The organism is Pseudomonas sp. ACN8 (genome assembly GCF_002303925.1).
Taxonomy (GTDB): Bacteria; Pseudomonadota; Gammaproteobacteria; order Pseudomonadales; family Pseudomonadaceae; genus Aquipseudomonas.
Window position 1 is genome coordinate 1 of sequence record NZ_MRCS01000062.1, and the last position, 14048, is coordinate 14048.

Annotated in this window: 11 protein-coding genes and 1 pseudogene; 6 read left to right on the forward strand and 6 right to left on the reverse strand. The window is 61.4% G+C overall.

Going from position 1 to position 14048, the window contains the following annotated elements; all coding sequences use genetic code 11:
* A pseudogene (locus BSF44_RS26195) lies at positions 1-97 on the forward strand (Lrp/AsnC family transcriptional regulator); the annotation flags it as partial.
* 91 nt (positions 98-188) lie between these two features.
* Here BSF44_RS26195 and BSF44_RS26200 read toward each other — a convergent pair.
* Positions 189-662 (reverse strand): Lrp/AsnC family transcriptional regulator, encoded by a 474-nt coding sequence (locus BSF44_RS26200; RefSeq protein ID WP_095945943.1) that lies wholly within the window; start codon positions 660-662, stop codon positions 189-191.
* Positions 663-807: 145 nt separating this feature from the next.
* On the opposite strand from BSF44_RS26200, the gene BSF44_RS26205 reads away from it, so the two are divergent.
* Positions 808-1437, forward strand: coding sequence for a LysE family translocator (locus tag BSF44_RS26205; RefSeq protein ID WP_095945944.1), 630 nt, complete (start codon positions 808-810; stop codon positions 1435-1437).
* A gap of 3 nt (positions 1438-1440) precedes the next feature.
* Here BSF44_RS26205 and BSF44_RS26210 read toward each other — a convergent pair whose 3' ends face one another.
* From BSF44_RS26210 to BSF44_RS26230, 5 genes are all read right to left on the reverse strand, one after another.
* On the reverse strand, positions 1441-3558 hold the full coding sequence (locus BSF44_RS26210; protein ID WP_095945945.1) for a hypothetical protein: 2118 nt from the start codon (positions 3556-3558) through the stop codon (positions 1441-1443).
* On the reverse strand, positions 3545-4741 hold the full coding sequence (locus BSF44_RS26215) for a DUF3142 domain-containing protein (protein WP_095945946.1): 1197 nt from the start codon (positions 4739-4741) through the stop codon (positions 3545-3547). Before BSF44_RS26215 ends, BSF44_RS26210 begins: the two co-directional genes overlap by 14 nt.
* 109 nt (positions 4742-4850) lie before the next feature.
* On the reverse strand, positions 4851-6881 hold the full coding sequence (locus BSF44_RS26220) for a pyridoxamine 5'-phosphate oxidase family protein (protein WP_095945947.1): 2031 nt from the start codon (positions 6879-6881) through the stop codon (positions 4851-4853).
* A 63-nt stretch (positions 6882-6944) separates the two neighbouring features.
* Positions 6945-7571: a glutathione S-transferase family protein gene (locus BSF44_RS26225; RefSeq protein ID WP_095945948.1), complete on the reverse strand. Its 627-nt coding sequence runs from the start codon at positions 7569-7571 to the stop codon at positions 6945-6947.
* 127 nt (positions 7572-7698) lie between these two features.
* Positions 7699-8601, reverse strand: coding sequence for a LysR family transcriptional regulator (locus tag BSF44_RS26230; protein WP_095945949.1), 903 nt, complete (start codon positions 8599-8601; stop codon positions 7699-7701).
* Positions 8602-9168: 567 nt separating this feature from the next.
* Between BSF44_RS26230 and BSF44_RS26235 the strand changes: the two genes are divergently transcribed.
* Genes BSF44_RS26235 through BSF44_RS26250 form a run of 4 tightly spaced genes read left to right on the forward strand, consistent with a single transcriptional unit; the run spans position 9169 to position 13978 of the window.
* On the forward strand, positions 9169-10326 hold the full coding sequence (locus BSF44_RS26235) for an AI-2E family transporter (protein WP_095945950.1): 1158 nt from the start codon (positions 9169-9171) through the stop codon (positions 10324-10326).
* A 14-nt stretch (positions 10327-10340) separates the two neighbouring features.
* Positions 10341-11852: an efflux transporter outer membrane subunit gene (locus BSF44_RS26240; protein ID WP_095945951.1), complete on the forward strand. Its 1512-nt coding sequence runs from the start codon at positions 10341-10343 to the stop codon at positions 11850-11852.
* Positions 11845-12963, forward strand: coding sequence for an HlyD family secretion protein (locus tag BSF44_RS26245; protein ID WP_095945952.1), 1119 nt, complete (start codon positions 11845-11847; stop codon positions 12961-12963). The genes BSF44_RS26240 and BSF44_RS26245 overlap by 8 nt, the downstream gene beginning before the upstream one ends.
* Positions 12953-13978 (forward strand): DUF2955 domain-containing protein, encoded by a 1026-nt coding sequence (locus BSF44_RS26250; RefSeq protein ID WP_095945953.1) that lies wholly within the window; start codon positions 12953-12955, stop codon positions 13976-13978. The genes BSF44_RS26245 and BSF44_RS26250 overlap by 11 nt, the downstream gene beginning before the upstream one ends.
* Positions 13979-14048 lie beyond the last annotated feature (70 nt).

Sequence of the window (14048 nt, forward strand, 5' to 3'; positions counted from 1 at the left end):
GCTGAAGCTGCCGGGGGTGAGCGACATCCGCAGCAACTTTGCGATCCATACGGTGAAGGCGCCGGGGGCGTTGCCTTTGGAGCATTTGCCGCTTTAAACCGCATGCACCGCTATCGCGAGCAGGCTCGCTCCCACAAGGTTTGCGCTGTACCTGTGTGGAGCCTGCTCGCGATAGCGGTGCATGCGGTTTAAAGCGGCAAATGCTCCAAAGGCAACGCCCCCGGCGCCTTCACCGTATGGATCGCAAAGTTGCTGCGGATGTCGCTCACCCCCGGCAGCTTCAGCAAACGCCCAGTGAGAAAGCGGTCATAGCCACGCAAGTCCGGCACCACCACCTGCAACAGAAAATCCGACTCCCCCGACACCAGAAACGCCGAGATCACCTCGGGCAATGCCGTTACCGCCAGGCGAAAGGCTTCGGCTTGTTCATCGTTATGACGCTCGACCTTGACTCCAACAAACACCGTCAGCCCCAACCCCACTTCGTCGCGATCCAGATTGGCCTGGTAGCCGCGAATCACCCCCGCCTCTTCCAGCATCCGCACCCGGCGCAAGCAAGGCGATGCCGACAGGCCAATCTCGTCTGCCAGTTGCACATTGCTCAGGCGGCCATCCCGTTGCAGCGCGGCGAGAATCTTGCGGTCGTAGGCGTCGAGTTTCATGGTTTGGCAGATCCTGATGGTTCAAGCTTGATTAAGTGGCAGATTATGCCAATACACGACCCGATAGAAGCTGACAACGCAAGCACCTGCCCCGCCCTCCAGCCCTAGACTGGCACGACCAAATCGACAACGAACGGGGTGCAACATGCAAGGTCTCTGGCTGTTTTTCATGGCACTGGCAGTGGTCTACCTGTTGCCCGGGCCCGACATGATCCTGCTGTTGCAGACCGGTGCACGCCAGGGCAAAGGCGCCGCGCTGGCCACGGCCGTGGGCCTGGGCATCGCCCGGGGTTGCCATGTGGCATTGGCGGCGCTGGGGTTGGCGGCACTGTTCAAGGCGGCGCCCTGGACCTTCGATGTGGTGCGCCTGGTTGGCGCCGCGTATCTGCTGTGGATCGGCATTCAGTGCCTGCGAACCACGATGCTGCCGAGCCTGAACAGTGCCGATACAACCGGCGAAAAACTCCGCTGGGGCGCAGCCATCCGGCGCGGACTGCTGACCAACCTGCTCAACCCCAAGGCACTGCTGTTCTGCTCGGTGCTGCTACCGCAATTCATCAACCCACAGGCCGGGCCGGTGCTCGGGCAATTTGCGACGTTGGGCGTGGTGCTCGTTGGTATTGGTTTGCTGTTCGACAGCGCTTACGCCCTGGTCGGCGCGGCACTCGGCCGTTGGCTGCAACGCAGCCCCTCAGCCCAGCGCCTGCAACAATGGTTGTTCGGCAGCCTGTTGATCGGTTTCGCCGTGCGGCTGACCTTTGTGCAACAGGCTTGAACCTTACTGCGCCTTGCGGCGGCGACGGTTGATCAGCCACAACGCGACAGCCGTTATGACAATCACTGCGCCATATTGCAGAGGTTTTTTATAGGGTCGCAGTGACGAACGCGCGGCATCGGTCACCTGCGTTACATAACGCTTGTCGGCATTCTGGAAATCCGGATACGGACATTGAGAGCCGAAGTTGAACGCCCAATCCACGTAGGGACCTTCTTTGACATAGCGTTGGTACAGCGCACTTTGTTCTTCGAGACTGCTATTCCATCCGTACGCCTGACACAGCACCGCGGCAAAAGCCTGGCTGCTGTGAGGTAAAAGGTCCGCCGCCTGGCTGGCCAGCGCCGTGGCAACATACCGGTAGTGGTAACGCTGATCTGGCTGGGCAGCGCTGACCTGCTGACGCTTCACTTCGTCTGCGGCCACCAGCGGCCCGACCTTCAGTTCCGCGCTGTCCAGCACGTAGTTGCCGTCAAACGTGGCGAAGTCCGGGGCCATTTCGTAACCGAGAATTTCCATTCCCGCCTTACGCGCGACGACAGCCGAGTTAAACAAGGCTGCCGCCCGCGTCGTCGGCCACCAAGCGGCGTCGGCCTCTTTGCGCAAAATGGCATACGACTTGGCCTTGTTCTGCAAATCGACGTTATCGAAGTACGCCGGCGCCTCTTCGTAATGCCCCTCGCGCAGCAAGCGCCGCCCCAGCAGATTGCGCAGGCTCGCCGCCACCGGCAAGGGCACGTAGTTGTCGCGGTCCTGCTGGCTGAGCGGCGGCGGTGCCGGCACTTGAGTGTCGACGTAGTGCTTGAGTTCTTCGAGGGTCAACACGCGCTCGGCAACGGTGGCGGCGTCGAACCAGTAAATGCTTTGGCTGCGATACAGCTGATCGAAGGCTTGCAGGTAATCCCCGCGTTGCAGGGCCAGGATCGCGCTTTCTCCCTCGACCCGGCATTTGGGCTGGAGTGTTTCGTAATCGTAATCCGGGGTTCGTCGCTCGCCCCAGGATTCATTCTGCGGGAAGGCCTGGGCCGCTTTGGCGTAGGCTGCGGCGGCCGCACTCTTATCGCCCTCACGCACCGCCAGTTTTGCCCGCAGCCACCAGGCCAACCCACCATCGCCGGCATGTTCGAGGAAAGCCTTGGCGCTGGCGTAATCGCCCTGTTGATAATTCATCGCCGCCAGGCGGTCGGCGTTTTCGAGACTGCCACGGGTGCTGTTTTGCAGCAGCTTGATCATTTTTTGTTCGTTGGGCGGTTGATCGCCGAACGACCAACCTAACCGGCTGATCAGCGATGCGGTCACCAACTGCTGCACAGGCTGGCCCTTGAGCAACTCGGCCACTTGATCCTCCGGCAGCGACATCAGGTCCGTCATCAATAGCTTCAGCGATTCGTAGCCCACCGCGGAACCGTGCAGATTTTGCGAGGCGTACAGCTCGATAGCACGGTTCCAGTCACCTTCGGTGCGCACCACCCGGGCTTCTTCGCCGAGGCTGGCGACCCCCAGTTCCAGTGGATCGCTGAAGCCGTCGATGCTCAGTTGCCGGGCTTGCTCGAAGGCCTTTGCCGATTGTTCGAGCAGATCCGGTGCCGCACCGGCTTCGGCGCTCATGGCGAACAACGCGCGCCCCAGCGAGTAAGCCGCCCAGGTGCTGCGCGAAGCCCGTTGCTCGGCGGGCAAGGCCAGCACCTTCTTGAAATACCCGGCGGCCAAGGCTGGATCACCCGCGCCAAATGCCACGGCGCCCGCCAGGTACAGCCTGTGCTCGGGCGGCAGTTGCGCCCCTTCGGTTTCAACATGACGGGCATCGGTCAGGCTGCGCAGGTGTTTCACCAACACTTGTTGCTCAGCGGAAAGTCCCGCCTGCTCGGCCTGATCCCGCAGCGCTACCGGGTCAGTTTCATCCGCGTGGTTGGCGCCAGCGGTGATGTTCTTCAACCCGTTGATGGCATGGCCGAGGCGGCTGATCTCGAAGCTGAAGTTGCCTTCCGGCAGTTCCGCCAGAGACTGGCCACGGTTATCCAGCAGGCGCATGGGAAAGTCCGGGCCGCAGGCCAGCGCCGAACCCAGCGGCAGGCTTAGGCTCAGGCAAAGTAAATGACGCGGCCAGTTACGGGTGAACATTCGAACCTCCTTGATCAATGTGTGCGCAGCGAGCCCAACCAATGGCACGCTGCCCGCCGGCCGGTATTCGGCCATCGCGCAGGCGGGTGAAGGTAAGCAGATCCGGGCTTTGTTGCAACGCGTAACCGGCCAAGGCATCGGCCCCCTCACAACCGCTGACCGCCAGTGTCAGGCGTTCGGGCCAGGCGCGGTCGAGATTGCCCTGATTGCTGATGCCGATGTCATAGAGGCCATTGTCGGCCAAGAGTTTCAGGTTCAATTGACTGTCGAGCGCATCACCGCGCGCCACAGCGCGCAAAGTAGTCAGGCTCCAGGCCCGACGGTCGTTGGCCAATGGCAAGCGAAACCAGATCAGGCCCGCAAGATGTTTCGGTGGATCGGCCCGCAGCTCGGTACCGAGGGTGCGTAACGACTGCGGATCGGCGAGCAACTCCCGGCGCAGTCCTTCGCGCTCCACCGTGACTTCGCTTTCCACAATGGGCGCGCCACCCGCCGACGGCAGCAACGCCACGCCATAGGCCGGCAGCGCCAGATAGAAGGGTTTCGTCGTGATACGGCTCCAGGCCTTCGCCCATTGCCGGGCCTGATCGGCATCAAACAAGCCACGACGCGGATCGCTCACCGCGTGCACCTGCAACACGCTGCTGTCGACTGTGGATAACAGCGCCGGCAGTTCACGACTGTCGAGCCAGGACGGCAACGCCGTGATGCTCAGCGGCAGCGAAGTCGGCAACGCTCCGCGCAAATGAGCGAGAAACTCGCGGTACGCTGGTAGCCGGGCGTTACCGGCATCGTGGTCGATTTCCACGCCGACGAGGTTCAATCCCTGTCCCTGCCAATCACTGATCACCTGTCGGGTTTGCGCTGTGATCTCATCCTGATCAAGCGCCTTGAGCTGCCCATCCAGGCGAATCACCGCAATCACCGGCCGGCCATCACGCTTGAGCAGTGCCGGGTCAATCCGCGCCTGACGCCAGCCCGCGCTGGGGAAAGCCTGCAAGGCCAGCACCCGCAAGGTCGAAAAATCGGCGCGACTGTCCCGAAGGGCGGCGTCGTGGGCCGACGTCCACTGCCGCTGCCAGACGTAAAGCTGTTGATCCAGCGGCGGTGCATCCTGTCTTTCGCAACCGGTGGTGAGCGCCAGCGCCATCAGCAAGACCATCGAGCGAGTGAAAAAAACCATTGAAACGCCTGTTCCTGAAATGCAGAAAGGGCCTCAGCGGCCCTTTTTCGTTCTGCTCACTACCCTACCCAGCCATCGACCGGCGGGCAATGTTCGCCTGCAATGATCATCAGATATCGAGTACCAATGGCTGCGCCCCCTGCGCCGGAATCGCACAGCAAATCAGCACCTGTCCGTCATCCGGCACCTCCGCTGGCGGCAGTGGGTAATGCACCTGACCGCTGATCAGGCGCGTCTTGCAGGTGCCGCAGGAGCCGCCGCGACAACTGAACTCCGGGCGCAGGCCACGGCTTTCCGCCAACTCCAGCAGGCTGCCGCCCTCCGGCTGCCACCGCGCCTCCTTGGCCGAGCGCTGGAACACCACGGGCACAGACACGGTGGCGGCTGGCGGTTGCTCGATGACCACTGCATCGGGGTCCGGGCGTCGGCGCAAGGTGGACGGGCCGAAGGTTTCGGCGTGAATCCGCGAATCGCGAATCTCCAGTTCGCGCAAGCCGTCGTACAGCGCCTGGGTAAAACTTCCGGGACCACAGACGACAAAATCCAGCTGATCGTAGTCCTCGACTGTCAGCAGATCCTTGAGCAGCGCGACGTCGATCCGTCCACTGAGGTCGAAGTCCTCTCCTGGCAGTGCCTCGGCTTCCGGTTGACTGAGTAAACGCACCACCCGCACCGCGTCGCCGGCTTCCTCAAGCAATCGATCCAGCTCCCGGCGAAACGGCTGGTCGGCCAGCGTGCGCGAACTCTGGATGAACCATGTCGGCCGGATACGGCGGGTGCGCAAGCCCTGGTAAACCACCTCCCGCAGCATCGACAACAGCGGCGTGATGCCGACCCCGGCCGCCAGCAACACCAGTGGCCGGCGCTCATGGGGCGCCACGGTAAAATGCCCTTGCGGCGCCCTTGCCTCCAATACATCGCCAACACGAATCTGCTCATGCAAATGCGTAGACACCCTCCCGTCGCGCTTTACGCTGATGCGGAAAAAATCATCGGACGGCGCGCTCGATAAACTGTACGTGCGAATGTGCACATCGCCATCAATGTTGAAGCGAAGAGGCAAATGCTGTCCCGCCTGAAACAGTGGCAACCCGGCTCCGTCGGCGGGCTCCAGGTAAATCGAGCGAATGTTCTGGCTTTGCGCTTCAATCCGCGTCACCCGCAACGGCCGCCATTGATCGCCCAGGGCTTTGGCCTGCAAACGCGCCGTGGCCTGCTCCCAGGTGCCGGTGAGCAAACTGGTGGGTGAAACGCCGTCAAAGCGCCAGCGCAACGACAGAGCAGCCGGGCGACGTACCACTTGCTCGACATCGATCGTCCACAAGCGCTCGGCCCCCTGGAACGCCTCGACCTGAGGACCGTCAAGGATGATGTCAGTGCGCCCACTGAGCTGCAGCAAATCACCGGTGTTGAAATCAATGAACAACAACCCGGCCCGAGGATTGAGCAGCAAGTTGCCCAAGGTGTTGAAATGCAGGTTGCCGGCGAAGTCCGGAATGGTCAGGCGATTGCCTTCCACGCGTACGAAACCGCTCTGCCCGCCACGGTGAGACACATCCACCGAGCGCTCGCCATCGACCTCCACATAACTGGCAACGAAGAACGTGTCCGCCTCGGTAATCATCGCCTTGGCCGCATCATCCAGTTCGTTGAAATGCTGGGCGACACGCGTCGAGGGATCGGCCAGCGGCACCGAGCGAAACTGGCGCAACTGAATGTACTGCGGGCAATTGCCGAAGGACTGATCCACGGTCACCGCGAAACCGTCCGTGGACATGGCGCGGACATGCCCATTGATGCGGTTGCGGCGGCGGGTGTGCAACTCGATGCCCAACAGGCCGATGGCCGAGCCGTCGTTCAACTGCGCGGGATCATCAAAGGCCGGCAGGCTGCGAAATTGCAGCAAGCCAGGTTCTGGCGAGTGGGCGAAACCGGGTAGACCTTCCAGGATGCTGGCCCAGGGATGACCGTCGGCATCCACCGCTGCGTACAGCATGAACGGCAATTGCTGATAGAAGGTGCGGTGCTGCTCCGGCATCTCGCTGCGAATTACCTTACGACCGAACGCCTCCATTCGTTCGGCAACGCCCACAAGCGCCTGCAATTGTTTCTCACCGGCATGCCAGGGTGAACGGTCCATACGGCTGCTCCCTTGCGCCTCTGGCGCAGAACGGGGTGGCCCGGCAACACCGGGCCACCAGCATCAGGCGGTTTTTTGCAGGCCGGCGATGGTGCGCGGCATGCCGACAAAACCCGGCAAGGCTTCGATGCGGGCCAGCCAGGCGCGAATGTTGGCGTACTCGTCCAGCGACACATTGCCCTCAGGCGCATGGGCGATGTAGCTGTAGGCGGCGACGTCGGCAATCGTCGGTTCAGTGCCGGCCAGATACGGCGTATCGGCCAGTTCGTGATCGATCACTTTGAGCACGGTATGGGCATAGGCAATCACTTCTGCAGCGTTGTAAGGCGCGCCAAACACAGTGATCAATCTTGCCCGGGCAGGGCCGAACGCAATCGGACCGGCCGCCACTGACAACCAGCGCTGGACCTTGGCGGCCCCAACCGGATCAACCGGCAGCCAGCGACCATTGCCGTACTTTTGCGCCAGGTAAACCAGAATCGCGTTGGAATCGGCCAACACCACGCCCTGGTCATCAATCACCGGCACCTGACCGAAAGCATTGAGCGCGAGGTACGCCGGTTGCTTGTGTTCGCCCTTGGCGAGATCAACCAAGATCAATTCGGTCGGCAGCTTCAGCAGGGACAGCATCAACTCGACACGATGAGCGTGGCCGGAACGTGGGAAGTTGTAGAGTTTGATCGCTTGCATGGTCGATACCTCGGGTCTGTGGTGCTGTTCAGGAAAGACCAGCGCCGATGGGTCGTATCTTCTACCTGCATCCAAACCAAAAGAATCACCAGCAAACGCAATCCATTATTTCAGTGTTTGAAATAATTCAACGCGTGAGTGCCGGATGCTCGCGCAGGGTCTTCACCGCGAAATCGACAAAACTGCGCACCCGGGCCGGCGCTTTGCGCCCGCCCTGATAGACCACATGGATGGGCAACGGCGGCAGTTCGAAGTCGGCCAGAATGATTTCCAGCTCGCCGGCAGCCACCTTGCTCGCCACTTGATAAGACAGCACCCGAGTGAATCCCAACCCCAGACTGGCTGCCGTGATGGCCGCCTGATTGGCCGTCACCACCAATCGCGGTTCAGCCCGCACACTCAAGGTTTCGCCGTCTTCAATGAATGGCCAACTCCTGAGTTGGCCGATAGCCGAGGTCGCGATAATCGGCGCCTGGGCCAGTTCCCGGGGATGCCTGGGCCGACCATGGCTGGCCAGAAACCGCGGCGAGGCGCAGATCACCCGCCGCACCTCGCCCACGCGGATCGCATGCTGGTTGCTATCAGGAAGTTCGCCGATGCGAATCGCCACATCGACGCCCTCCTCGACCACACTCACCACCCGGTCCACCAGCAGCGCGTTGATGCAGACCTCGGGGAATTGCGTCAGATAATTCACCATCAAGGGCGTGACAAACATCTCGCCAAACAAAACCGGTGCCGTGATGGTCAGTTGCCCACGGGGATGGATATGGCTGCCCGCTGCCGAGTCCTCGGCTTCCTGCACCTCGGCGAGAATTCTCCGACAGTCCTCCAGGTATCGCTGGCCGGCCTCGCTCAAATACACACTGCGCGTCGTACGTATGAGCAGTTGTGTGCCAATTCGCTTCTCCAGCGCCGCGACCGCTCGGGTGACGCTGGCCGCCGATAGACCCAAACCCCGCGCCGCCGCCGAAAAGCCCTGCTCCTTGGCGACGGCAGCGAAGACCTGCATTTCCTGGAAGCGGTCCATGGGCCCGTCCTCATTTCAAATAGATAAATCGCAAGCAAAGGCCGGAATGTTAAGCGCAAGTGTTCAGCAAAAAAGTTGGGGGGCCGACCATCAGTTAAATCAACGGGCTACTGCACTCTAGCGCCTGCACCGTAAAAACCAAGCGTGTCACAAACCTTAATTATTGAGAATTAATGAGGATTATTTGCTTGCGACGGGTGCGACTGTTGGCAATTATCCTGATCAGCCTGCTGCAACGGTTAATGCCCGGTACAGAAAAAGAGCCATTGGTTCAGCTTCAAAACCGCTTCAGGCAAGGCCTCGCAGCGGATGCCATCAACTGCAGCAGAATTCCAGCCTGTGTAAACGGGCGGAATATACGACTGCTCCTATACTACAAACCACCCCGTTACCTATTGGGTTTTTGGTAGGTACCTCGTTGAAGTTTTCTCTACTTAAAGTAAGGCGTTATGGGCTTTTAACGCTTGGATGGCTGTCCGTGGATCTTGCTTTATGGATTCACTTAGTAGGAAAGAGTTGAACTTCAACGGCCTGGCTAACCTGTGTGACACCGCAAGGAGTTTGACAATGTTGCGCACTAACATTTCCGCTAGAGCACTGTCCGGTGGTTTGCTTGACGTACTGATTCGCGCCGGGTTGATTACGGTGCTGGTACTGTTCTGCTTCCAGATCTTCCACCCTTTCCTCAACCTGATGCTCTGGGCAATGATTCTGGCCATCACCCTGTATCCACTGCATGGGCTTATCAAGCGCAAGCTGGTCAACAAGGACGGTCGTGCCGCCACACTGATCGTGGTGGTCGCCCTGGCTCTGCTGATGGTACCGATCTACCTGCTGGGCACCTCGATCAGTGAATCGGTCCAGGGCACCCTGGCGGTCCTCAAGTCCGATACGCTGCAGATTCCGCTCCCCAGCGAAAAAATCGCCGCCCTGCCACTCATTGGCGAGCCGATCTATGCCTACTGGATGCAGGCCGCCACTGACATGAGCAGCGTGGTGATGAAGGTGATGCCTTACATCAAGTCCGTCGGCCTGACCTTGTTGGGCAAAATGGCCGATGTTGGCGTAGGTTTTCTGTTGTTCATCGGCGCCCTGATCATCGCCGGCGTGTTCATGGCCTATGGCGAAAACGGCGAAAGAAGCGCCCTGGCCATCACCTCGCGTCTTTCCGGACCAGAGCGTGGCCCACGCATCACCGAGCTCTGCACCGCAACCATCCGCGCGGTCGCCCAAGGCGTGGTGGGTATTGCGTTCATTCAGATGTTGCTGGTCGGCGTGGGCTTCGTGCTCATGGGCGTGCCCGGTGCCGGCCTGCTGGCGATGGTTGCGCTGCTGATGGGAATCATGCAATTGCCAGTGCTGCTGGTGACCATCCCGGTGATCGCGTATGTCTTCGCCACCGACGGCACCACCTTGGGCACCGTCGTGTTTGGCATCTACAGCCTGATCGCCGGGATGGCCGACAACGTCCTCAAGCCGTTGATGCTGGGTCGTGGCGTCGATGTGCCCATGCCGGTCATTCTGATTGGCGCCCTGGGCGGCATGGTTAGCGGGGGCTTCATCGGTTTGTTCATCGGGCCGGTTGCGCTGGCGGTGGGCTACCAACTGTTCTGGCAATGGGTCCAGGACCAACCGACTGTCGAGGCAATGAACGAGACGCCCGAGATCGAGGCTGTGAACGAGACACCGAAGATAGAGGCAATGAACGATCAGCGTCCTGTCTGAGGAGTTTGCGCTTGATGCCACGCCCTGCTCGCATCAGCCGGCTTCTGCTCTGTGGCACCGTCGTCCTGGGGGGCTGTGTGCAACTGGGTCCGGATTTCCAGTCGCCGGCCCAACCCTGGGTCGACCACTGGAACACCCCGGCCCTGGAAATCGCCGGCCAACAACACGCGCAACCTGACAGCCGCCAATGGTGGCGCGTGTTCAACGACCCGGTGCTGGACCATTTGATGGCCGAAGCCGATGCCCACAACCCCGACCTGCATGTCGCTGGCCTGCGGGTCATGGAGTCCCGGGCACAATTGGGTATCGCCCTGAGTGGACGCTACCCGCAATTGCAGCAGGCCAGCGCCGACAGCCTGTACCTGAATCGTCGGCAGTCGGGCGGCGCCAACCCCCAGGACACGCATTTCTGGCAACACAGCGTCGGCTTCGATATTGGCTGGGAGCTGGATTTCTGGGGGCGTTTCAGCCGTGCCATCGAGTCGGCCGACGCGTCCTGGTTTGCCGCTCAGGCCAACTATGAAAACGCCTTGGTGCTGTTGCACGCGCAACTGGCGCAAAACTACTACGCCTTGCGCACTGCCGAGGCACGCCTGGCCATCGCCCGCAGTAACGCCAAATTGCAAAAACGCAGCTACGAGATCACCGAGCGCCTGTTCAACAGCGGAGCCGAAGCCGAGCTCGATCTGCAACAGGCCAAGACCCAGTACCTGGGCACCCTCAGTACCATCCCGGACTTCGAAAGCCAGGTGGCGAGCTTGCGCAACGCGCTATCCACCCTGATCGGGCAGCCACCCGGCTCGATCCCTGACCTCAATCGCAACACCGGCCTGGTGCCGCTGCTCGATACTGCGGTCTTGCAGGACGTGCCGGCCAACCTGCTGGTGCGGCGCCCCGATGTGCGCGCTGCCGAGTTGCAAGTGGCAGCGCAGTCGGCGTTGATCGGTGTGGCCGAGACTGATCTGTACCCGTCCATCAGCTTGCTGGGCAGCATCGTCTGGTCCGCCAGCTCGCTCAACGGGGCATCCAATACCCTCGACATGGTGGCCGGCCCCAGCCTGCGCTGGGACATCTTCGACCACGGCCGGATCACCAACAACGTCCGCGTGCAGGATGCGCGCTTGCAGCAATTGATCGTTATCTACCAGGACAGCGTGCGCCAGGCGGCGCGCGAGGCCGACGATGCCGCGACAGGCTTGATCAAGGCGCTGGAGCGCGACCAGATCCTCAGCGATGCATCGGTGGCCGCCGAACGATCGGTGACCCTGGCCAACGCCCAATACCGCGAAGGCTATTCGGATTTCCAGCGCGTGCTGGATGCCCAGCGTGCCCTGTTTGCCCAACAGGATATCTACCTGGTCAACCGTGGCACCGCCGTCAATAGCCTGATCGCTCTGTACAAGGCTTTGGGCGGAGGCTGGTACAGCGATCAGCCGATGGTCGACCCGGCCACCCGCAAACAAATGCAAGAACGGACCGATTGGGGCGATCTGCTCGACGAACCGAAGGAAAGTGCCCATGACTGACAGCCAACAACCGGTCGACGAGAAAGCCCCGGCACCCGCCGCCGACCCTGCGAAAAAAGCGATCAATTGGGTGGTGCTGCTGATCATCCTGAGTCTGGTCTGGTACCTGATGGCCGACCGTTACACCCCCTACACGCAACAGGCACGGGTGCAGGCTTTCATTGTGCCGGTGGCCGCCGAGGTTTCCGGCCGGGTGACCAAGGTGCATGTACGCAACAACCAGGACGTCAAGGCCGGCGAATTGCTGTTTGAAGTCAACCCGGAGCAGTACCAGATCGCCGTCGATCGCGCCCGCGCCGACCTTGAGTCGACCCGTCGCCAGGTGGGCGCCAACACTGCCGGCGTCGACTCCAAGCAAGCGTCCCTGCGTGCATCCCAGGCCAATGAGCTCAAGGCACGCCAGGACATCCAGCGGCTTGAGCGTCTGTACAGCGAAGACCCGGGCACCATCTCGCTGCGCCGCCTGGAGATATCCCGCGCCACCCTGTCAGAATCCATCAGCCAGGTCGCCGCGGCCAAGGCCGAAGTGCAACGTGCGCGCGAACAACAGGGCGGTAACGAAGACGAAAACGCCCAGTTGCTCAGCGCCGCCAGCAACCTTGAAAAAGCCGAGCTGGACTTGAGCAACACGAAAGTCCACGCGCGCTCGGCCGGCCTGATCACCGATTTGCGCACCGATGTCGGTCAGTTCGCCGCCGCCGGTGCTCCGGTGATGACCCTGATCGCCATCCACGATGTGTGGATAAGCGCCGACATGACCGAAAACAATCTGGGCAGTGTCCAGCCCGGGACGCCGGTGTCCATCATACTCGACGCCCACCCGGGCAGAATTTTCAAAGGCCATGTGCGCAGCGTCGGCTATGGCGTCGATATCGGCCAGACCACCCAGCCAGGCAGCTTGCCGACAGTGGAGAACAGCCGTGATTGGCTACGCCCTGCCCAACGCTTTCCGGTCATCATCGAGTTCGAGCCCGGTGAGTTGACCGGCCCGCAAGGCATCCGGTCCGGCGGGCAGGCCGAAGTCATGGCGTTCCCGAGTGAAAGTAACCCGCTGAATATCCTGGGTCGCCTGTTCTTGCGCGTGATGAGCTGGATGTCCTATGCGTATTGAGCGCCCGGCCCGGGTTCAGCGCGCCCTGCGTCTGAGCTTCGGTACGGCGCTGTGCCTGGCGGCGAGCTTCGGCCTGGCCTTGCCCATCCCGTTCCTCTCGCCGATGCTGGCGCTGATGATGCTGGCGGCGATGAACCGACCGTTGCCGTTCAAGGCCAGCCTGGGCCTGATCCTGATCCTTATGCTGACCACCGGCACCGGCCTGCTGCTGATTCCCCTGCTGCGTTACTACCCGTTCAGTGGCGTGCTGCTGGTCGGATTGTGCCTGTTCATGGCTTTCGGTTATGGCCTGCGCGGCGGCAACCCGCTGGTGGCGACCTTCCTGGTGGTGGGCCTGACCTTGATCAGCTCAGCCGGAACCGCTGAATTCGCCCTGGCGCTTGAGGTGATCGTGGCCCTGGTCAAGGGCCTGTTCCTGGCCGTCACCGCGCTGACCATCAGCCATTGGCTGTTTCCCGACCCCGCCAGCGTCCCCGCAGCCAAACCCGGTCCGAGCCTTACGCCAACCGAAAGCGGCTGGCTGGCGCTACGGGCCACGCTGGTGGTGCTGCCGACTTTCCTGCTGGCCATGATCGACCCGGCCAGCTACCTGCCGATCATCATGAAAGCCGTCAGCCTCGGCCAACAAAGCTGCGCGACCAGCGCCCGCACCGCCGGCCAGGAATTGCTCGGCTCGACCCTGCTCGGTGGCCTGATGGCAATTCTTTTCTGGTGCGCGCTAAGCCTGTTCGTCAACTTGTGGATGTTTTTTCTGTGGATGTTGCTATTCGGATTGCTGGCGGCCAGAAAGCTATACGGCCTGGCGCAAACCCGACAACCACCAAGCTTCTGGCTCAACAGCCTGGCAACCCTGATCATTCTGCTCGGCCAATCGGTACAGGACAGTGCCGCGGGCAAGGATGTCTACACCGCCTTCGCCATCCGAATGGGCTTGTTCATCCTGGTGACTTTGTATGCCTGTGTGATGGTCCATTTGCTGGACACGCGGCGACGGCGGCGAATTACGACCGCCTAGAAGCAAAAAGCAAAACGCCCGATGCATGGCTTCGGGCGTTTTGCTTTGGCTCAGCGGCAAGCCTTTGTCT